The sequence below is a fragment of the Paramicrobacterium humi genome (assembly GCF_900105715.1).
GTDB lineage: Bacteria > Actinomycetota > Actinomycetes > Actinomycetales > Microbacteriaceae > Paramicrobacterium > Paramicrobacterium humi.
In genome coordinates, this window is the sequence record NZ_FNRY01000001.1 from 2,809,616 (window position 1) to 2,829,132 (window position 19,517).

The following is a 19,517-nucleotide window of genomic DNA, read 5'->3' on the forward strand; positions in this document are numbered from 1 at the left end:
GACCGAGTATAGGAGCCGCACGGCGAGTTCCGGTGGTGGCCGCGCGGGCCGCGAATCTGCGCCGCGCGCCTGTTGTTATGTGCTCGTGATCTGGGGCATAATGTGTGCAGGACCCCGGTCCCGGACAACTTCATACGCGGTGTTGCCGCTCTCGCATCCATCGGTCGTAGGGGAAGACGTACCAATGGAGACAAGGAGAGAAGATGACGACACCAGCTGCACGGGGAGTGATTTACATTCACTCTTCTCCGCGCGCGCTGTGCCCCCACGTCGAGTGGGCGGCGGGGCGCGCTATCGGTCGCGCCGTCAACTTCGATTGGGCGGACCAGCCGGTTCTGCCCGGCTCACAGCGTGCTGAGTTCTTCTGGGAAGGACGTCAGGGCATGGGCGCTGCCATTGCGTCGGCGCTGCGCGGGTGGGAGCACTTGCGGTACGAAGTGACGGAGGATGCGACGCCCGGGTCGGACGGCGGACGCTGGATGCACACGCCCGATCTCGGCGTCTTCTATGCGCAGACGGACTCAGCCGGAAACATGGTGGTCTCCGAGGAGCGCATCCGCTACGCCGTGGAGATCGCTGCCGGCTCAGCCGCTGACCTCACTGCGGAGCTCGGGCTTGCGCTCGGCCAGGCCTGGGACGACGAACTCGACGTCTTCCGCCACGCGAGCGACCACTCGCCGGTGGTGTGGCTGCACAAGGTGGGCTGACGCCCTTCTGGAACAGGAGAGCCGCGCGGTGAATCACCGCGCGGCTCTCTGCTGCTGTGCCGGGATCAGACGCTGCGGAACGCTGCGACCGCGTTGTGCCCGCCGAACCCGAACGAGTTCGAGACCACGAGTTGCGGGCCGTCACCGAGCGCCTGTGTCTCACCCGAGACCCTCAGCGGAATCTCCGGGTCCTGGGTAGTGAGGTTGATCGTCGGCGGCGCCTTGCGGTCCTGGATCGCGAGGATCGAGAAGACGGCCTCAAGAGCGCCAGTGCCGCCGAGCAGGTGCCCGGTCGAAGCCTTCGTGGCGGAGACGGGGATCTGCGTCACACGGTCTCCGAACACCTTCCGCAGCGCGGCGTACTCCGCGATGTCGCCCACGGGAGTGCTCGTCGCGTGGGCGTTGATGTGGGTGACATCGTCCGGCGAGGCGCCGGCCTGCGCGAGCGCGAGGGTGACCGCACGGCTCGCGCCGCCGCCCTCCGGGTCGTTTGCGGTGATGTGATAGGAGTCAGCCGTGACGCCGGAGCCGGCGAGCTCGGCGTAGATGCGAGCACCGCGTGCGAGGGCATGCTCTTCGGTTTCGAGGACGAGGCTGGCTGCGCCCTCACCCATCACGAAGCCGTCTCGGTCGATGCTGTACGGCCTCGACGCGGTCTCCGGCGAATCGTTCCGCTTGGACAGGGCCTGCATCGAAGCGAACGACGCGACGGTGATGGGGTGGATGGCGGATTCGGTGCCGCCGGCGATGATCACATCGGCGAGGCCGAGCTGGAGGTGCTCGTACGCGTTCGCGATCGACTCGGTGCTCGATGCGCACGCGGACGCGACCGTGCGGGCGAACGCGCGAGCGTGGAAGTGCATCGACACGGCCGCGGAAGCGGCATTCGGCATGAGCATGGGCACGGTCATGGGCATGACTCGTCGGGGACCCTTGGCGCGGAGCGTGTCCCACGCGTCAAGCAGAGTCCAGACTCCGCCGATGCCCGTCGCGAAGTCCACTCCGAGGCGCTCCGGGTCCACGTCGGGCTCTCCGGCATCCGCCCACGCCTCCATCGCGGAGATGAGGGCGAACTGAGCCGACGGGTCGAGACGCTTCGCGACGGGACGCTCGAGCACCTCGGACGGGCGCACTTTCGCCTCAGCGGCGAACTTGACAGGCAGCTCAAGCTCTTCGACCCACTCGTGCTCAAGCGTGTGCGAGCCTGATTCTCCCGCGAGAAGCGCGTTCCAGCTGTCACGGACATTTCCACCGAGCGGCGATGTTGCGCCCATCCCGGTGACGACGATCTTCTTGGTCATTCCTTCGACTCTCTCAAGGTGTCGGGGCATAACTCGACATCCGAGCGGGCGCGCCATGGCGGCGGCCCGCTCCGGAGGTCGGGCGCGTCAGGCCTGGGCTTTGACGATGAAGTCGACGGCGTCGCGAACGGTCTTGAGGTTCTTTACCTCTTCGTCCGGGATCTTCACGTCGAACTTCTCCTCGGCGTTGACGACGATGGTCATCATCGAGATCGAGTCGATGTCAAGGTCGTCGGTGAACGACTTGTCGAGCTCGACGGTGTCAGCCGCGATGCCGGTCTCGTCGTTGACGAGCTCGGCCAGGCCAGCGAGGACTTCTTCGTTGGACAGTGCCATGGTGTTTCTCCTTGAGTGTGGGTTGACCGTTGAACAGTCTAGAGGGGAGGGCAGCGCCGCCGTGGTTAGGGCAGCACGATGATCTGCGCGCCGAACACCAGCCCGGCGCCGAATCCGATCTGCAGCGCGAGCCCGCCCGACAGCTCCGGGTGCCCCTGCAGCAGACGGTGAGTCGCGAGCGGAATCGAGGCCGCCGAGGTGTTCCCCGTCGACTCGATGTCGCGCGCGATGAGGACGCTCGCCGGCAGTTTGAGCTGCTTCGCGAACTCGTCCACGATGCGCATGTTCGCCTGGTGGGGGATGAACGCGGCAAGGTCATCGACGGTGATTCCGGCGTTCTCGACCGCCGTTCGGGCGACTTTCGCCATCTCCCACACAGCCCAGCGGAAGACCGTCTGGCCCTCCTGACGCAGCGTCGGCCACGGCGATTCGCCGTCACGGAACTCCGTGAGCGTGTGGTTCATCGACACAGCGTCGGCTTTCGAGCCGTCGGAGCCCCACACGGTGGCGGAGATCCCCGGCGTGTCGCTCGGGCCGATCACGGCGGCGCCGGCGCCGTCGCCGAGAAGGAAGGAGATCGAGCGGTCGGTCGGGTCGACGATGTCGGACAGCTTCTCGGCGCCGATCACGAGGGCATAGTGCGCTGCGCCAGCCCGGATGAGCGCGTCCGCTTGCGCCACCGCGTAGGTGTAGCCCGCGCACGCCGCGTTCACGTCGTACGCGGCCGCGGGGTTCGCGCCGACGCGGTGGGCGACGACGGCCGCCATCGACGGCGTCTGCCGCACATTGCTGATGGTGGCGATGATCACGAGGTCGATCTGGGCCGGATCCACGCCGGAGACGGTGATCGCCTCTTTGGCGGCATCCGTCGCCATGTCGATGGCCTGAACGCCCTTCGACGCTCGCGTGCGGGAGACGATGCCGGTGCGCTGCTGGATCCACTCGTCGGAGGAGTTGATCGGTCCAACGAGGTCATCGTTCGGCACGGAGAGGTCGCCGCGCGACGCGCCGAACCCGAGGAACCGCGTGTAGGAGGGGCCCGTGGACTGGGTGAGCGTGGGTGTTGTCATGATTCCTTCGGGTTCAGGCTGCCGCGTCGATCATCTGCAGGGCTGCGGGAATGTCGTCGGGCGTGTTGACGGCGACCGTTGGCACTCCCTTGAGTCCGCGACGGGCGAGGCCGATGAGCGCGCCAGCGGGAGCGAGCTCGATGAGTCCCGTGACGCCGTTCTCGGCGAATGATTGCATGCAAAGGTCCCAGCGCACGGGCGACGCCACCTGCTTCACGAGAAGATCGCGGAATCGCTCGCCGTCACTGACGACGGTGCCGTCGCTGTTCGTCCAGATGCGCAGCTTCGGGTCGCTCGCGGTGAACAAGGAGGCGGCAGCGGCGAGGAACTCCCGCGCGGGCTCCATGTACCGGGTGTGGAACGCACCCGCGACCTTGAGCGGCATCACGCGCGCCTTCGCGGGCGGCTCGTCCGCGAGCCGAGCGAGCGCGTGGAGGTCGCCGGCGACCACGATCTGCCCGCCGCCGTTGTAGTTGGCGGGCTGGAGACCGAGCGACTCGGCGGCCGCGATGACCTCGTCGGGCTCGCCACCGAGAACGGCGCTCATTCCTGTCGGAGTGCTATTCGCCGCTTCCGCCATCGCGACCGCGCGCTGGCTGACGAAGTCCATCGCGTCGCCGACGTCGAGGATGCCGGCACCTGCGGCGGCCGTGATCTCGCCGACCGAGTGGCCTGCGATCCCGCCGACGCGGTCGAGGGCGCCGTGCTTGTCGAGCGCGCGGAGCGCGAGAAGTCCGGCGGCGACGATGAGCGGCTGCGCGATCGCGGTGTCCTTGATCGTCTCCGCGTCCGACGTCGTGCCGTGCGCGGCCAGATCGAGCCCGGCGGCATCGGAGTAGTCGGCGAGGAGCGCCTTGTTCTCATCGGAATCCAGCCACGGTGCGAGGAACCCGGGTTTCTGAGACCCCTGGCCGGGGCAGACGATGACTATCACCGTTCTAGTCTGCCTGCTCGGACCGTTCGTTGTCTGTTCAACGGCGACGAATAATCGCCAGATCGTTTGTTCGAGCCGCTCAAATCGTCACGGTGCGACGCGTCGCTTACGCGGCGGCTCGTGCTCCGCGATCGATCCGAGAATGAGAGCCGACTGCAGAATCAGTGCCTCACGCGCCCCCGTAGCGTCCCAGCCGATCACCTCGGAGACGCGCTTCAGCCGGTACCGCACGGTGTTCGGGTGAACGAACAGCTCCCGTGCCGTGGCCTCGAGGGAGCGGCCGTTGTCGAGATAGCACCACAAAGTCGTCGCGAGCTCCGTCGAATGGTCCTTCAACGGTCGGTAGACGCGCTCGATGAGCGTGCGCCGGGCCAGCGGGTCGCCCGCGAGGGCGCGCTCGGGCAGCAGGTCGTCGGCGAGCACGGGTCGCGGAGCATGACGCCAGGAGCGTGCCACCGCGAATCCGGCGAGGGCCGCTCGAGCGCTCTGGGAGGCGTCCACGAGAGTGGGAACGGCGTGACCGAGCACGAGGTGGCCGTCGCCGAAGCTCGGCTCGAGCTGGCTCGCGATCTCGAGGAATGACAGCGCCGGGGCGGTGCCGACGGCATCGTCGCCGTCGCCGTTCGGGCTCTCGGATCGACCGATGACGAGAACGAGGCGGTTGCCCTGCACGCCGATGAGCACGTCGGCCTGCATGTGCCGTGCCGCGCGTCGCACGTGGTCGACGTCGAGCTGAGCCGGGGTCGTGCCGACGAGCACGGCGACCTCGCCATGACCGTGCCAGCCGAGTGCCGCGATGCGGCTCGGCAGCTCATCGTCCGTCTCGCCCGTGAGGATCGAGTCGACGACAAGCGCCTCAAGACGCGCATCCCAGAGCCCGCGCGCCTCAGCGGCGCGCGCGTACACGTCTGCTGCGGCGAAGGCGATCTCGCGAGAGTACAGCAGGATGGCCTCGCGCAAATGGTTGTCACGGCCGGCGACCCGTTCTTCGACGACCTCGACCGTCACGCGAATGAGCTGGAGCGTCTGCTGCAGACTCACCGAGCGCAGCAGCTCCCGGGGTGCGGCGCCGAAGACGTCTGCGGCGATCCACGGCGTGGATCGGGGATCGTCGAACCACGAGATGAACGATGAGATGCCGGCCTGGGCGACGAGGCCGACCGCGCTCCGGCGGCCCGGCGGCATGTCGGCATACCAGGGCAGCGTGTCCTCGAGCCGTTTGATCGTCACGGTGGCGAGTTCGCCGGAAATCCGGCGCAGCCAGGCGAGCGTCTCCTGCTTGCTGTTCTTTGCCGCGCTCAGGGTCGGTCCTCGCTCTCGCTCCGGGTGGGCTGCCCGCCGAGGGTGACGCGGGCAAGGGATTAGCCTAGTCATACAACATACGGCATCGAGAGTGCACGATGTCACACAAGTGCGGGGGAGCGGTCATGATCCAGCCAGGAGAGCGGGCGCCGGACTTCACGCTCGTCGACCAGCACGGTCGCGAGGTCGCCTCCGCGCGCCTGCGCGGCAGTCGCGTCGCCCTCGTGTTCTTTCCGCTCGCGTTCTCGGGCGTCTGCGGCGACGAGCTCGCCGAACTCGCCGCCAACACGGCCATGTTCGACGAGGCGCAGACGCAGCTCGTCGGCGTGACCGTCGACTCGGTTTTCGCCCTCCGGGCATGGTCGGATGCCGCAGGGGCGACGTTCCCGCTCGCCTCCGACTTCTGGCCGCACGGTCACGTTGCCCGCCGCTTCGGCGCTTTCGACGAGCGAACAGGACGCGCGGATCGCGCCACGATCATGATCGATGAGGGCGGCATCGTGCGCGCGTCCTTCCGGGCGCCCCCGCACCGTCCGCGATCGCTCGCGCAGTACACCGAGGCGCTCGCAGCCCTCCCGCATGCGGCATCCTGACCATCGGCGGCCGCTGTCACCGCTATCATTGACACGTCGCGTGCGACAGGGGCCTTTAGCTCAGTTGGTAGAGCGCCACGTTTACACCGTGGATGTCGTCGGTTCGAGCCCGGCAGGGCCCACTTCAGGCGCATGCGGCGAATCCGAGCAGTGCACGATCGCGACGTTCGCCGGCCCCACAGCCGGATACGATGATCAGGATGGGGCGACAACGGGCTTCGAGAGACATTGCTCTCCGCTATGACGACGGCTTCCGGGGCGGCATCGCGATAGCGGCGGGACTGCCCGTCATCCTCATTCCCTTCGTCGCGGTCACGCTTCAAGCGGTCGACTTCAATCCTGTTCTCATCGTCGCCGGAACGTGCGCAGCGCTCTCGTGCTCCTTTCTCGTCTACGTGGTCTGGACGCACGTGGTCTTCACAAGCGACGACACGGGAGCGCTCGCGCACGTGGGAGCCGTGCAGTTTCACCGCCGGGCGAGCACCTTAACGCGTCTTCTCGGCTTCGGCAGCGCCGAGAGCTGGGCGATATCGGCCGCGGGCGCAGCGCTTGCCGTGGCTCTCGCCGCCGCCGTGTTCGGCGCTCGAGAAGGCGGCGTGCTGCTCGCCCTTCTTGTTCTGCTCACGGGAGCGGCCGCGTGGGCGAGCGTCGCGTACGCCTTCGCTCTTCGCTACTTCCGGCAGCACATGGCGGGTGAGCGGTTCCGGTTCGACATCGAGGAAGCACCGCGCTTCACGGACTTCCTCTCGCTGGCGATAATGATCTCCGCGGCCGGCACGATCTCGCCAGCCGCTCCTCGGAGCCGGGCGGGGCTCAGCACCGTGCGCACGCACACGGTGATCGCCTTCGTCTTCAACGCGCTCGTCGTCGCGATGACCGTCTCGCTCATCGTAGGGCTCATCTCCACGAACGCGGGGGCCGCGCTCTGAGCGGAGCGACGATCTACCATGGGAGCAACACCCCGCTCAACGTCAGACGGGAGCCGCCAATGGTCCAGGTGCGCGTGCTCGGAGTCGCCCTCGACGCTGCCCAGCAGCACATCGTGCTGCTGAAGCCGATCTTCGACGGCGTCGCGCAGGACCGGGTGCTGCCCATCTGGATCGGCAGTCAGGAGGCCACCTCGATCCTCATCGCGCTCTCGAACGGGCACGTACCCCGTCCGCTCACCCACGACCTCATGAAGACGGTCATCGAGCGTCTTGACGCGAGCGTCGAACGCGTCGAGGTCACTCGCATCGTCGAGGGGACCTTCTACGCCGAGATCACTCTCGCGGGAGCGCTGGAGAGCGCGGTCGTGGATGCGCGACCCTCGGATGCCATCGCTCTCGCCGTGCGCACTGACGCGCCGCTCTTCGTCGCCGAGAGCGTGCTCGAGGAGGCGGGGATTCCCGCCTCGCTCGTCGACGCGGGAGACGACGAGGCCGAGGACGAGCGGAAGCTCGACGAGTTCAAGTCGTTCCTCAAGGACGTCAATCCCGAGGACTTCCAAGGGTGACGCCGCGCCGACTCGACCCTGATGCGAACAGTGCCTCGGACGGCGTCGGCCGGGAAGCCCGTTCGGACTGCGCGTTCTGCCGCATCGTTGCGGAGGAAGAGTCGGCCGAGATCGTTCTCGCGAATGAGGCGGTCGTCGGCTTCCTCGACCGCCGCCCGGTGTTCAAGGGGCACGTGCTTCTCGTGCCGCGCGAGCACGTGGAGACCCTGCCCGAACTGCCGGACCGGCTCATCGATCCGCTGTTCGGCGCCGCGCGTCTCCTGGCGGCTGCACTGCCGGCGGCCTATCAGGCGCAAGGAACCTTCGTCGCGATGAACAACGTCGTGAGCCAGTCCGTCAAGCACCTGCACATCCACGTGGTGCCCCGAACGAAGGGTGACGGTTTACGCGGCTTCTTCTGGCCGCGGACGACGTATGCGCCGGGGGAGATGCGCGAGTACGCCGACCGGCTCCGCAGCCTGCTCGCCGACGAGAGCGCCGGGCGCGACGACGCACCCGTCGCGTAGGCTGTCAGCGTGGCTCAGCTCGCAGACATCCTCCGCACGACAGAAGAGCTCTGGCCCCGCTCAGGCGCTGAAGAGTGGGATGCCGTCGGACTCGTCGTCGGAGCGCCCGAGGACGAGGTGGCGCGCGTGCTTCTCGCTGTCGACGCCGTACAGGCCACGGCCGCTGAGGCCGTCGATTCCGCAGCGCAGCTGCTGATCGCGCATCACCCGCTGCTCATGCGCGGCGTCACGAGCGTCGCCGCAGACCGGTACAAGGGTGCCGTCGTCACGCGACTCATCCGCGGCGGATGCGCCCTGCTCGCCGCCCACACGAACGCCGACGTCGTCGACGAGGGCACGTCGGCGGCGCTCGCGAACGCGCTCGGACTGACCGACGTGGAACCGATAGCCGAGGCCCGCAACGGCATCGGCGGGATCGGCCGCACGGGCGTGCTTGCGTCACCGATCCCGCTGCGGAAGCTCGCCGAACGCGTCGCCGCCGTCGTGCCTGCAACCGCCGTCGGCGTGCGCGTCGCGGGAGACGCCGATGCGCTGATTCGCACCGTCGCGGTGTGCGGAGGGGCGGGGGACTCGCTCCTGGCGCATCCGCGCGTGGCGGCATCCGATGTCTACATCACGAGCGACCTGCGGCATCACCCGGCGTCCGAAGCACGCGAGCAGGCGCTGCTCTCGGGCGGCCCCGCCCTCATCGACGTCTCGCACTGGGCGTCCGAATCGCTCTGGCTCGAGCGGGCGGCCGCGCAGCTGCGCGAGCGACATCCCGACCTCGACGTCGTCGTGAGCAGCATCCGCACAGACCCCTGGGACTTCCTCGTCACCACTGACGCACAGCCGAAAGAGAAACAGTGAAAGCACCACACGCTGAGCAGAAGAAGCTGCTCGACCTGCAGGCGGCCGACAGCGGCCTCGACCGGCTCATCCACCGTGAGAAGAACCTGCCCGAGAACGCGTCCCTCGCCGAGGTCACGGCAGCACGCGATGCCCTCACGCGTCGCCTCGCGGCCGAAGTCGGGCAGCTCGAGGACGCGCAGACCGAGCTGCGCCGACTGGAATCGGATGCCGAGACCGTCGCGACGCGCATGCAGCGTGACGAGCAGCGCCTCCAGCAGACCTCGTCCGTCAAGGACGTGACGGCGCTCGAGTCGGAGATCCAGTCGCTGCGAAGCCGCACCTCGGCTCTCGAGGACCAGCAGCTCGAGGTCATGCAGCAGGTCGAGACGGCGCAGAGCGTCGTCGACGAGACGCGTCGGGAGGATGCCGCTCTCGCCGAGCAGCTCGACACGCTCACCGCGGCCCGTACGCGCGCGCTCGACGAGATCGCCGGCCAGCGAGGCACCTTCACGGGACAGCGGGCCTCGATCGCGGAGGCGCTGGATGCCGCGCTCGTGCAGCTCTACGAGCGTCAGCGGCAGAAGACCGGCATCGGCGCCGCCCTGTTTCGCGCCGGAACCTGCGGCGGCTGCACCATGAGTCTCACGGGGCAGGATCTCGCGAACGTGCGGGCCGCGGAGATCGACGATGTCGTGCAGTGCCCCGAGTGCGGCTGCATCGTCGTGCGCACCGAGGAGTCAGGTCTCTGGTAGCCGGTCACGCTACGATGGGAGCGTGAACGGGCCGGCAAGACGGCCGCGTCGCCGGAAACGGCGCCGAGGAACGTCCGGGCTCCGCAGAGCAGGGCGGTGGGTAACACCCACCCGGGGCAACCCGCGAGACAGTGCAACAGAGAGCAGACCGCCCCGACGCTTCGGCGTCGGGGTAAGGGTGAAAGGGTGGTGTAAGAGACCACCAGCGGCCGAGGTGACTCGGCCGGCTCGGTAAACCTCGCCCGGAGCAAGGTCAGACAGAGGACTATGGGGCTGCTCGTCCCGTCCTCGGGTAGACCGCTAGAGGGCCGTGGCAACACGTCCCCGAGAGAGATGGCCGTCCAGGACGCTCGCGTCCGAACAGAACCCGGCGTATCAGCCGACCCGTTCACCTGCCGTGCCGTGCAGGCCGGCCGCGCGACACGCCGCGCCGAGAATGCCGGCGTTGTTGCGCAGCTTCGCCGGCACGATGCGCGCGTCAAGATCGAGAAGCGGCAGGAACTCCTCGTAGTGTTTCGAGACGCCGCCGCCGACGACGATGAGGTCGGGGGAGAGGTACTTCTCGCACGCCCGGTAGTACTTCTGCAGTCGCTTGGCCCACTTCTTCCACGACAGGTCCTCCCGCTCGCGCGCCGCGTTCGAGGCCCGCGTCTCGGCATCATGGCCGTCGATCTCAAGATGCCCGAGTTCGACGTTCGGAACGAGGACGCCGTCGCAGATGATGGCTGTGCCGATGCCGGTCCCCAGAGTCGTGACGAGCGTGACGCCCGCGACGTCCTTCGCCGCGCCGTACATGTACTCCGCGAGCCCGGCCGCGTCGGCGTCGTTGAGGAAGCTGATGTCTCGACCCAGCGCCTTCTCGAACAGCTTCTCGGCCTCGAGGCCGATCCAGTCGTCGGAGACGTTCGCAGCGGTCATCGTCACGCCGTGCTTGACCACCGCCGGGAAAGCGACCCCGATGGGCGTGTGCTCGTCGCCCGCATTCGGCAGCTTGCGCACGAGTTCCGCTACCGCCGCGATTACATCGTCCGGTCTCGCGCCCTCCGGAGTGGCGATCTTGATGCGGTCGCTCGTCAACTCTCCGGTGCCGACGTCAACCGTCGCACCCTTGATTCCCGTGCCTCCGATATCGACGCCGATCGCGACGCCCGTGTCGTTGCTCATGGCCTCAACGATACCGACCCTGCTGTCACGGCAGGGTGAGGATCTCGGCGCCGCGCTCGGTGACGACGAGCGTGTGCTCGAACTGCGCCGTGATGGACTTGTCTTGCGTCGTCACGGTCCAGTCGTCGTTCCACATCTCCCAGGCGATGCCGCCGAGCGTGAGCATGGGCTCGATCGTGAACACCATGCCCGGCTCCATCACGCGGTCGAACCGCGGCGCCGAATCGTAGTGCGGGATGATCAATCCCGAGTGGAACGCAGCACCGACGCCGTGACCCGTGAAGTCGCGGACCACGCCGTACCCGAAGCGTTTGGCGTACGACTCGATTGCGCGCCCGATCACGTTGACCTCCCGTCCCGGCGCGACGGCCTTGATCCCGCGCCGCAGCGCCTCCTCCGTGCGCTCGACGAGAAGCCGCACCTCGTCGGCGACGTTGCCGACGAGGAAGGTTCGGTTGCTGTCGCCGTGCACGCCGCCCGTGAACGCGGTGACGTCGATGTTCACGATGTCGCCGTCCTCGAGCACGGTGTCGTCGGGAATCCCGTGGCAGATGACCTCGTTCACGGAGCTGCACAGCGACTTCGGATATCCCCGGTAGCCGAGCGTCGACGGGTACGCGTTCTGCGACACGATGAACTCGTGGGCGATCGCGTCGAGCTGCTCGGTGGTCACGCCGGGTCTCACGTGCTCGCCGACGAGCGCAATCGCCTGCGCGGCGACGCGCCCGGCGATCCGGATCCGCTCAATCTCCTCGGGTGAATACACGTCGTTACCCGCATACGGGGACGGCTGCGACTTGCCGACATACTCGGGCCGGGCGATCTCGGCGGGCACGGTTCGCTGGGGGCTGACACGTCCGGCAATGAGGTGTCCGGCGGAATCCTTGGGCATAGACTCAAGGGTAGTTGAGTGCGAAGGGGCAGCAATGACAGAGGATCCGTCGACCCAGTATTGGTACAACCTCAAAACCGGCCAGGTCGAGCATGGTTATCAGTCACCGTCCGTCGACCGCGCCGGCCCGTTCAACACCGCCGAAGAGGCCGCCCACGCACTCGAGCGGCTGAGAGAGAACAGCCGCAAGTGGGCGGAGGAAGACGCCGCCGAAGACTGAGACAGGACCTGCAGCACGAACGAACACAGAACCACTAGCCTTGGATCTGTCAGGATCGACGGCGCAAAGGGGAGTGGATGGACAAGCAGCGGGACTTCGTTCTTCGCACCATCGAGGAGCGAGGCATCAAGTTCGTGCGCCTCTGGTTCACCGACGTCGTCGGCACTCTCAAGTCGGTCGCGATCGCCCCGGCCGAGGTCGAGGGCGCGTTCGCGGAGGGCCTCGGCTTCGACGGCTCGGCGATCGAGGGGCTGACCCGCAGCTACGAGTCCGATCTTCTCGCCATTCCCGACCCCGCGACCTTCCAGGTCCTGCCGTGGCGCGGCGAGATCGACCCGACGGCACGCATGTTCTGCGACCTGACAACCCCCGATGGGCAGCCCGCGGTCGCCGATCCCCGTCACGTGCTCAAGCGCACGCTCGAGAAGGCCAAGGACCTCGGCTTCACGTTCTACACGCACCCCGAGGTCGAGTTCTACCTGATGAAGTCCGCGAAGCTCGTCGAGGGCGGACCGCAGCCTGTCGATGACGCGGGCTATTTCGACAACGTGCCCGGAGGAACGGCGCACGACTTCCGCCGCCGCGCCGTGACGATGCTCGAAGACATCGGCATCTCCGTTGAGTACAGCCACCACGAAGGCGGCCCCGGCCAGAACGAGATCGACCTGCGCTACGCCGACGCGCTCAACACGGCCGACAACATCATGACGTTCCGCACTGTCGTGAAGGAGGTCGCGATCGAGCAGGGCGTGCACGCGACGTTCATGCCCAAGCCCATGGCCGGGCAGCCGGGATCCGGAATGCACACGCACATGTCGCTGTTCGAGGGCGACACGAACGCCTTCCACGAGCCGGGCTCGCAGTACCAGCTGTCGAAGGTCGGCCGGCAGTTCGTCGCGGGCCTGCTCACCCACGCGCAGGAGATCACCGCCGTCACGAACCAGTTCGTGAACTCCTACAAGCGCATCTGGGGCGGCGACGAGGCGCCGAGCTTTGTGACGTGGGGGCACAACAACCGGTCGGCTCTCATCCGCGTGCCGATGTACAAGCCCAACAAGGGCCAGAGCTCGCGCATCGAATACCGCGGCCTCGACTCCGCCTGCAATCCGTACCTCGCGTTCTCCCTGCTGCTCGCCGCCGGTCTCAAGGGCATCGAAAAGGGCTACGAGCTTCCGCCCGAGGCCGAGAACAACGTGTGGAGCCTGTCCAACACCGAGCGCCGTGCTCTCGGCTACGCGCCCCTGCCGTCGAACCTCGACCACGCCATCCAGTACATGGAGGAGTCCGAGCTCGTCGCCGAGACGCTCGGCGAGCAGGTCTACGACTACTTCCTGCTCAACAAGCGGCAGGAGTGGCACGACTATCGCGCGCAAGTCACTCCGTACGAGCTGCAGACGAACCTCAGCTCGCTCTGAGGCACGTCATGCCACCTCGCGGTCAGTCTGAGCTCAGCGGCCTCGCTCGCGTCGGATTCGTCGCTCTCTCGCGCGCTCGAGAGGACCTGCAGCAGCTCGCCGAGGCGGTCGAATCGGATGCCGCGACGCTCGCGCCCGCGTTCGCCGGCGCTGCCGATCCCGACGCCGCGCTCCGGCACGCCATCGATCTCGAGCGGGCGCATCCCGGAGCGTTCGCATCGCGACTCGACGATCCGGTCTCTCGCGAACAGCTCGTCCGCGTTCTCGGGGCCTCGGCCGGACTGGCGGAGTTCCTCGTCCGGCACCCTGAGCATCTCGACGTGTTCGAGACTCCGGATGCCAGTCTGCCCAGCCTCGCTGAGATGCGCGCCGACTTCGCCGACTCGCTGCGCATCGACGCGCGCGGCTTCGCCGCGGAGTCGGGGGAGGAGGCCGAGTGCCTGCTGCGGGAACGATACCGTCGGCAGCTGCTGCGCATCGCGCGGTTCGACCTCGCGCAGCAGCATCCGACCGATGTCGTCGAGGCCGTCGCCGGCGCACTGGCCGATGCGGCCGCCGCAACCCTCGACGCGGCGCTCGCGATCGCTCGCACCCAGATCTCGACGTCCGACTTCGGCAGCCCGCTGTTCGCGCGGGCCGATGTCGAGCGCACCCGCATCGCTGTGATCGGGATGGGCAAGACGGGCGCGCGTGAACTGAACTACGTGAGCGACGTTGACGTCATCTACGTCGCCGAAGGCGACGGCGATCTCGCCGCGTCTCGCGCCATCGACGTCGCGACGAAGCTCGCCGTCACGCTGCAGCGCGTCGTCGACGAGCCCGCAATCGAGCCTGCGCTGTGGGAAGTCGACCCGAACCTGCGCCCCGAGGGCAAGTCCGGTTCGCTCGTGCGCACGCTCGAGTCCCACGTGAGCTACTACGAGCGCTGGGCGAAGAGCTGGGAGTTCCAGGCGCTGCTCAAGGCGCGCCCGATCGCGGGCGACCTCGAGCTCGGCTCCCGGTACGTCGACGCGGTCGCCCCCATGGTGTGGGAGAGCTCGAGCCGCGACAACTTCGTCGAGTCCGTGCAGGCGATGCGGGAGCGCGTGACGGCGAACATCCCAGCGGACGAGGTGCACCACCAGATCAAGCTCGGGCCGGGCGGCCTGCGCGACGTCGAGTTCACGGTGCAGCTGCTGCAGCTCGTGCACGGGCAGGCCGATGAGACGGTGCGCGAGAGCGGAACGCTTCCCGCGCTTTCCGCTCTCGCGGAGGCCGGATACATCGGCCGTCAGGAGGCCGCCGAGTTCGCGGAGGCCTACCGGTTCCTGCGCGTGCTCGAGCACCGGCTCCAGCTGACCCGCCTGCGCCGCACCCACCTGATGCCGCGCGACGAGGAGGCGCTGCGCGTGCTCGCCCGGTCGAGTGCGCAGGCGAAGGATGCCGCGACGCTCGTGACCGCCTGGGAACGCACGAAGCACGACGTGCGCGACCTGCACGAGCGGCTGTTCTACCGCCCGCTGCTGAGCGCCGTCGCGGCGCTGCCCGAGGATGAGCTCGCGCTCAGCCCCGAGCAGGCGAAGGCACGCCTCGCCGCGATCGGATTCCGCGACACGCGCGGCGCCCTCGCCCATATCGCGGCGCTCACGACGGGAGTGTCCCGCCGAGCCGCGATCCAGCGTCACTTGCTCCCGGTCATGCTGCGCTGGTTCGCGGAGGGCGCAGACCCGGACTACGGGCTGCTCGCGTTCCGCCGCCTGAGCGACGCGCTCGGCTCGACACACTGGTTCCTGCGGATGCTGCGCGACTCGTCGATGGTCGCGGAACGACTCACCCGTGTTCTTTCCAGCTCGCGGTATGTGGGGGAGCTTCTGTCGGCGTTCCCCGAGTCCGCCGCCTGGCTCGAGGACGACGCCCAATTGCGCCCGGTCGACCCGGCGACGCTGCGCGAGGAGATGCAGGCGATCTTCGGGCGGCATGAGTCGCTTGAACGCGCCACGAAGGCCGTGCTGCGGGTGCGGCGACGCGAGATTCTGCGACTCGCTCTCGGCGCCGTCCTCGACATCGATGGCGTCGTCGAACTCGGCCACGCTCTCACCGAGATCACGGAGGCCACGCTGCAGGGCGTGCTGCGGCAGATCCGCGCGACGGTCGAGGGCGGCGACCAGCTCGAGTTCGCCGTCATCGGGATGGGCCGCTTCGGCGGGTCCGAGCTCGGCTTCGGCTCCGACACCGATGTGATCTACGTCTTCCGTCCCACCGGTGAGGACAGCGCGTCGGCGCAGCGCATCGCGCAGACGTACGCCTCCGAGCTGGCCAGACTCACCGAAGATCCCACGCTCCCTCTCGATCTCGACCTCGATCTTCGCCCCGAGGGCAAGAGCGGGCCGATGGTGCGCTCGCTCGAGTCGTACCGCACCTACTACGAGCGCTGGTCGCTCACGTGGGAGGCGCAGGCTCTGCTCCGCGCGCGCGGCGTGGCGGGCGACGAGAACCTCATCGCCGATTTCACGGCCGTGGCTGACGCGATGCGGTACCCGGCGAACATCAGCGAGAACGACGTGCGGGAAGTGAAGCGCATCAAGGCGCGCGTCGAGAGCGAGCGCCTTCCGCGTGGCGCCGATCCGGCGCGACACGTGAAGCTCGGCCGCGGCTCGCTGAGCGATGTGGAATGGTTCGTCCAGCTGATCCAGCTGCAGCACGCCGCGCAGATTCCCGACTTGCGCACGACCTCGACGCTCACGGCGCTCCAGGTCGCCGTGGAACACGGCCTCGTCGACGAGGCCGACGCCGAGCAGCTGCACGACGCGTGGGTCTTCTCGTCGCGTGTGCGGTCGGCCATGACGCTCTGGCTCAATCGCACGCGCGACGTGCTGCCCGACGAGCGGCGCCAGCTTGAAGGCATCGCGCGCGTGCTCGAGTATCCGCCCGGCTCGGCCGCGCAGCTCGAAGAGGACTATTTCGCCGTGACGCGGCGGGCGCGTCGCGTGTTCGAGAACGAGTTCTACGGCCGGCAGGACCGGCTGCAGACACGCCCGTTCTGAGCGGCCCGGGCCTCCCGCAGAAACGACGACGTCCGCCGTCGCACCGTGCGGTGCTCGGGCGGACGTCGTCCTGCGAGGCGGAAGTGCGACTGCTTACACCCCGTAGTAGAGCTCGAACTCGTACGGGTGAGGACGCAGAGCGAGCGGCTTCAGCTCGTGCTCGCGCTTGTAGTCGATCCACGTGTCGATGAGCTCACGGCTGAACACGCCGCCCTCGAGGAGGAAGTCGTGGTCGGCTTCGAGGGCGGCAAGCGCCTCACCGAGCGATGCCGGAACCTGGGGGATGTCCTTCGCCTCCTCGGGAGGAAGCTCGTAGAGGTCCTTGTCGACGGGCTCGTGCGGCTCGATGCGGTTCTTGATCCCGTCGATACCGGCCATGAGCTGAGCCGCGAAGCCCAGGTACGGGTTCCCGGAGGCGTCAGGCGCGCGGAACTCGATGCGCTTCGCCTTCGGGTTCGTTCCCGTGATCGGGATGCGGATGGAGGCGGAGCGGTTCCCGGCCGAGTAGACGAGGTTGACCGGGGCCTCGAACCCGGGAACGAGGCGGTGGTACGAGTTCACGGTCGGGTTCGTGAAGGCGAGCACGGCGGGCGCGTGCGCGAGCAGTCCGCCGATGTACCAGCGGGCGATGTCCGAGAGCCCGCCATAGCCGTTCTCGTCGTAGAACAGCGGCTCGCTGCCGTTCCACAGCGACTGGTGCGTGTGCATTCCGGAGCCGTTGTCGCCGTACAGCGGCTTCGGCATGAACGTCGCCGTCTTGCCCCACTGGTGTGCCGTGTTCTTGACGATGTACTTGAACTTGAGGATGTCGTCGGCGGCGTGCACCATCGTGTCGAAGCGGTAGTTGATCTCGCCCTGCCCCGCGGTGCCGACCTCGTGGTGGCTGCGTTCGAGGATCAGCCCGACGTCGCTGAGCTTGAGGCAGATGTCGTCGCGCAGATCGGCGTGCTGGTCCACGGGGCTGACGGGGAAGTAGCCGCCCTTGAACGGCGTCTTGTTCGCGAGGTTCCCGCCTTCCTCTTCGCGACCGCTGTTCCAGGCGCCCTCACTCGAGTCCACGGAGTGGAACGAGAGGTGCTCCTTGTTCTCGTAGCGCACGTCGTCGAAGATGTAGAACTCGGCCTCGGGCGCGAAGAACGCGGTGTCGGCGATGCCGGTCGAGGCGAGGAACTTCTCGGCCTTCTTCGCGACCTGACGCGGGTCCTTCGCGTAGATCTCGCCCGTGCGCGGGTTGTAGATGTCGAAGATGAGAACGAGCGTGCGCTCGAGTCGGAACGGGTCGATGTACGCGGTGCTGACGTCAGGGATGAGCTGCATGTCCGATTCGTGGATGCTCGCGAAGCCGCGAATGGACGAGCCGTCGAACAGCTGCCCGTTGTTGAAGAAGTCCTCATCGACGGTCGACGCGGGGATGTTGAAGTGCTGCTGGACGCCGGGGAGATCCGTGAACCGGATGTCGACGAACTTGACGTCGGTCTCCGTGATGAATGTGAGAACTTCGGACGGGGAACTGAACATGTGGGGTACTCCAGATGTCTTACTCTGAGTTAGCTGCACCATGCAACGTGATCACGATATGGATCCGCGGTTTCTCCTCGATATCACTCACGTTTCCAGGAGGTTACGCCGCGACCCGCAGCTAGAATGGCGGGGTGCCACCCTCCAACATACCCGGTCAGACTTTCGGCGACCTCGCGCCGAGCGAGTATCCGGGTGAACGGCTCGGTCTTCCGCGCTCCGGTGCCGGCAGCGTCGCGCGCTTCGGCCGGCGGCTGACCGGCCTCATCATCGATTGGGCGCTCGCGTCGCTCATCGTCGCGGGGCTCGCGCAGGTCGTCCCCGGGTGGCATGGCCTCACCGCGAATCCCATCTCGGTGCCGCTCGCTTTCGCGGTCCTCCAGGTGATCTTCATCACGACGATCGGCGGCAGCATCGGGCATCGCCTCCTCGGCATGCGCCTCGTGCCCCTCGCGGGCGGGTACATCGGCCTCTGGCGCCCCGTCGTCCGCACCGTGCTGCTCTGCCTCGTGGTGCCGATCATCGTGTGGGACTCCGACCAGCGCGGCTTCCACGACAAGATCGCCGGAACGGTCCTCGTCCGAGGCTGACAGCTGTTCCCCTCCGGAACGGATGCCGCTTGCGACGCGGCGCTGAGCGTCCGCTACCGCGGCCGGGCCAGCGTGCGAGACACCCCGTTGACGGGTGGGGTGGCGGTCAGCGCGCGCGCTGCGGACGAACCTTGTACGGGTCGACGCCCTTGGGAATCGGGAGCTGGTTGCCGAGGGAGCTCAGCCGGTTCACGACGGCGAGCACTTCGGGCTTTGTCAGAGCCTTCTTGACCCGCCGCAGTTCCTTGGGCAGGCGGTGCAGCGGCACGGAGTCCTCGTCGGGACCGACGTGGAACACCGTGATCGGCACGTTGGGGAGAACACGCTTGACCTTGCGCCGCTCGTCGTCGAGCATGCGGCGCGTTCGTGACGCGGGACCTTCGGCGACAAGTGCGACGCCCCCCTTGCCGACGGCGCGGTAGATCGCGTCCTGCGTGCGGCCGTTCGCGGTGATCGGCATTTCGCTGCCCGACCAGCCGCGGGGCAGCGAGCTCTTGAACACGGCGCCCACGGCGCCCGGCTGTCCGGCGATCTGGCCGTAGGCGGCGCGCTCGGCGCGACGGCCGAGGATGATCATCGCCGCAAGCACACCCGCGAGAAGTCCCGAGAGGATCCACATGATCATGAGGAAGACGTTGCCCGCCGCGAGCAAGATGGCGAGCACGACACCGAGGACGATACCGGCGACGAGCGCTCCGAGAATCCACCACTGGGCCTTGGAGTCGTAGCGGCGCGTCATCTGGAAGACCTGCCACATCTGCTTGATGCGACCGGGTTCCTTCGCCGCCTTTTTCGCGGATTTGTCCTTGCGTGCCATGCCTACAAGGATACGTCACGGCGCATGCCGCCGCGCACCGCGTGCGCCTGC

General features: G+C 67.7%; 19 protein-coding genes, 1 tRNA gene, 1 other RNA gene and 1 pseudogene. 13 read left to right on the forward strand and 9 right to left on the reverse strand.

The annotated features are described in order from the left end of the window. Window positions 1–203 precede the first annotated feature (203 nt). Window positions 204–707 (forward strand): DUF3145 domain-containing protein, encoded by a 504-nt coding sequence (locus BLV49_RS13930; protein ID WP_091185747.1) that lies wholly within the window; start codon window positions 204–206, stop codon window positions 705–707. Between the two features lie 65 nt (window positions 708–772). Here the strand turns inward: BLV49_RS13930 and BLV49_RS13935 are convergent, their stop codons facing one another. From BLV49_RS13935 to BLV49_RS13955, 5 genes are all read right to left on the reverse strand, one after another. Beyond that, window positions 773–2,008, reverse strand: coding sequence for a beta-ketoacyl-[acyl-carrier-protein] synthase family protein (locus BLV49_RS13935; protein WP_091185750.1), 1,236 nt, complete (start codon window positions 2,006–2,008; stop codon window positions 773–775). Window positions 2,009–2,095: 87 nt separating this feature from the next. Beyond that, window positions 2,096–2,344, reverse strand: a complete 249-nt coding sequence (locus tag BLV49_RS13940) for an acyl carrier protein (protein ID WP_091185754.1) — start codon at window positions 2,342–2,344, stop codon at window positions 2,096–2,098. Between the two features lie 65 nt (window positions 2,345–2,409). Next, window positions 2,410–3,414: a beta-ketoacyl-ACP synthase III gene (locus BLV49_RS13945; protein WP_091185757.1), complete on the reverse strand. Its 1,005-nt coding sequence runs from the start codon at window positions 3,412–3,414 to the stop codon at window positions 2,410–2,412. Window positions 3,415–3,427: 13 nt separating this feature from the next. Next, a complete protein-coding gene (locus BLV49_RS13950; RefSeq protein ID WP_091185761.1) occupies window positions 3,428–4,348 on the reverse strand; it encodes an ACP S-malonyltransferase in 921 nt (306 codons plus the stop codon). Window positions 4,349–4,435: 87 nt separating this feature from the next. Then, a complete protein-coding gene (locus BLV49_RS13955; protein WP_342706634.1) occupies window positions 4,436–5,578 on the reverse strand; it encodes a PucR family transcriptional regulator in 1,143 nt (380 codons plus the stop codon). 197 nt (window positions 5,579–5,775) lie between these two features. On the opposite strand from BLV49_RS13955, the gene BLV49_RS13960 reads away from it, so the two are divergent. From BLV49_RS13960 to rnpB, 8 genes are all read left to right on the forward strand, one after another. Then, window positions 5,776–6,243, forward strand: a complete 468-nt coding sequence (locus BLV49_RS13960) for a redoxin domain-containing protein (RefSeq protein ID WP_091185765.1) — start codon at window positions 5,776–5,778, stop codon at window positions 6,241–6,243. A 49-nt stretch (window positions 6,244–6,292) separates the two neighbouring features. Further along, window positions 6,293–6,365, forward strand: a tRNA-Val gene (locus BLV49_RS13965). 78 nt (window positions 6,366–6,443) lie between these two features. Continuing rightward, entirely contained in the window at window positions 6,444–7,172 is a 729-nt protein-coding gene (locus BLV49_RS13970) for a DUF1345 domain-containing protein (protein WP_176980852.1), read from the forward strand. 59 nt (window positions 7,173–7,231) lie between these two features. After that, on the forward strand, window positions 7,232–7,738 hold the full coding sequence (locus BLV49_RS13975; protein WP_091185771.1) for a bifunctional nuclease family protein: 507 nt from the start codon (window positions 7,232–7,234) through the stop codon (window positions 7,736–7,738). Then, window positions 7,735–8,244, forward strand: a complete 510-nt coding sequence (locus BLV49_RS13980) for an HIT family protein (RefSeq protein WP_091185775.1) — start codon at window positions 7,735–7,737, stop codon at window positions 8,242–8,244. The genes BLV49_RS13975 and BLV49_RS13980 overlap by 4 nt, the downstream gene beginning before the upstream one ends. 9 nt (window positions 8,245–8,253) lie before the next feature. Beyond that, a complete protein-coding gene (locus tag BLV49_RS13985; RefSeq protein WP_091185778.1) occupies window positions 8,254–9,093 on the forward strand; it encodes a Nif3-like dinuclear metal center hexameric protein in 840 nt (279 codons plus the stop codon). Beyond that, window positions 9,090–9,827, forward strand: a complete 738-nt coding sequence (locus BLV49_RS13990; protein WP_091185781.1) for a zinc ribbon domain-containing protein — start codon at window positions 9,090–9,092, stop codon at window positions 9,825–9,827. The genes BLV49_RS13985 and BLV49_RS13990 overlap by 4 nt, the downstream gene beginning before the upstream one ends. Before the next feature lie 27 nt (window positions 9,828–9,854). Then, window positions 9,855–10,218: RNase P RNA component class A (rnpB, locus tag BLV49_RS13995), an RNA gene on the forward strand. Between the two features lie 20 nt (window positions 10,219–10,238). On the opposite strand, the pseudogene ppgK reads toward rnpB, so the two are convergent. Beyond that, window positions 10,239–10,991, reverse strand: a pseudogene (gene ppgK / locus BLV49_RS14000) (polyphosphate--glucose phosphotransferase); the annotation flags it as partial. 25 nt (window positions 10,992–11,016) lie between these two features. Then, the gene (map, locus tag BLV49_RS14005; RefSeq protein WP_091185784.1) at window positions 11,017–11,883 is read right to left on the reverse strand and encodes a type I methionyl aminopeptidase; all 867 of its coding nucleotides are present in this window, start codon (window positions 11,881–11,883) and stop codon (window positions 11,017–11,019) included. Window positions 11,884–11,917: 34 nt separating this feature from the next. Here map and BLV49_RS14010 point away from each other — a divergent pair, with 34 nt between their 5' ends. The 3 genes from BLV49_RS14010 (at window position 11,918) to BLV49_RS14020 (ending at window position 16,541) form a co-directional block, all read left to right on the forward strand. Beyond that, window positions 11,918–12,103: a hypothetical protein gene (locus BLV49_RS14010; RefSeq protein ID WP_091185786.1), complete on the forward strand. Its 186-nt coding sequence runs from the start codon at window positions 11,918–11,920 to the stop codon at window positions 12,101–12,103. Between the two features lie 77 nt (window positions 12,104–12,180). Next, window positions 12,181–13,518, forward strand: a complete 1,338-nt coding sequence (gene glnA / locus BLV49_RS14015; protein WP_091185789.1) for a type I glutamate--ammonia ligase — start codon at window positions 12,181–12,183, stop codon at window positions 13,516–13,518. 8 nt (window positions 13,519–13,526) lie between these two features. Further along, window positions 13,527–16,541 carry a bifunctional [glutamine synthetase] adenylyltransferase/[glutamine synthetase]-adenylyl-L-tyrosine phosphorylase gene (locus BLV49_RS14020; RefSeq protein WP_091185792.1) on the forward strand — a complete coding sequence of 1,005 codons (3,015 nt, stop codon included), beginning with the start codon at window positions 13,527–13,529 and terminating at the stop codon, window positions 16,539–16,541. Window positions 16,542–16,634: 93 nt separating this feature from the next. On the opposite strand, the gene glnA (BLV49_RS14025) is transcribed toward BLV49_RS14020, so the two are convergent. Then, window positions 16,635–18,059: a type I glutamate--ammonia ligase gene (gene glnA / locus BLV49_RS14025; RefSeq protein WP_091185796.1), complete on the reverse strand. Its 1,425-nt coding sequence runs from the start codon at window positions 18,057–18,059 to the stop codon at window positions 16,635–16,637. A 134-nt stretch (window positions 18,060–18,193) separates the two neighbouring features. Between glnA (BLV49_RS14025) and BLV49_RS14030 the strand changes: the two genes are divergently transcribed. Beyond that, window positions 18,194–18,649: an RDD family protein gene (locus BLV49_RS14030; RefSeq protein WP_091185798.1), complete on the forward strand. Its 456-nt coding sequence runs from the start codon at window positions 18,194–18,196 to the stop codon at window positions 18,647–18,649. A 106-nt stretch (window positions 18,650–18,755) separates the two neighbouring features. Here the strand turns inward: BLV49_RS14030 and BLV49_RS14035 are convergent, their stop codons facing one another. Continuing rightward, window positions 18,756–19,466, reverse strand: a complete 711-nt coding sequence (locus BLV49_RS14035) for a DUF4191 domain-containing protein (RefSeq protein ID WP_091185802.1) — start codon at window positions 19,464–19,466, stop codon at window positions 18,756–18,758. Between the last annotated feature and the right edge of the window lie 51 nt (window positions 19,467–19,517).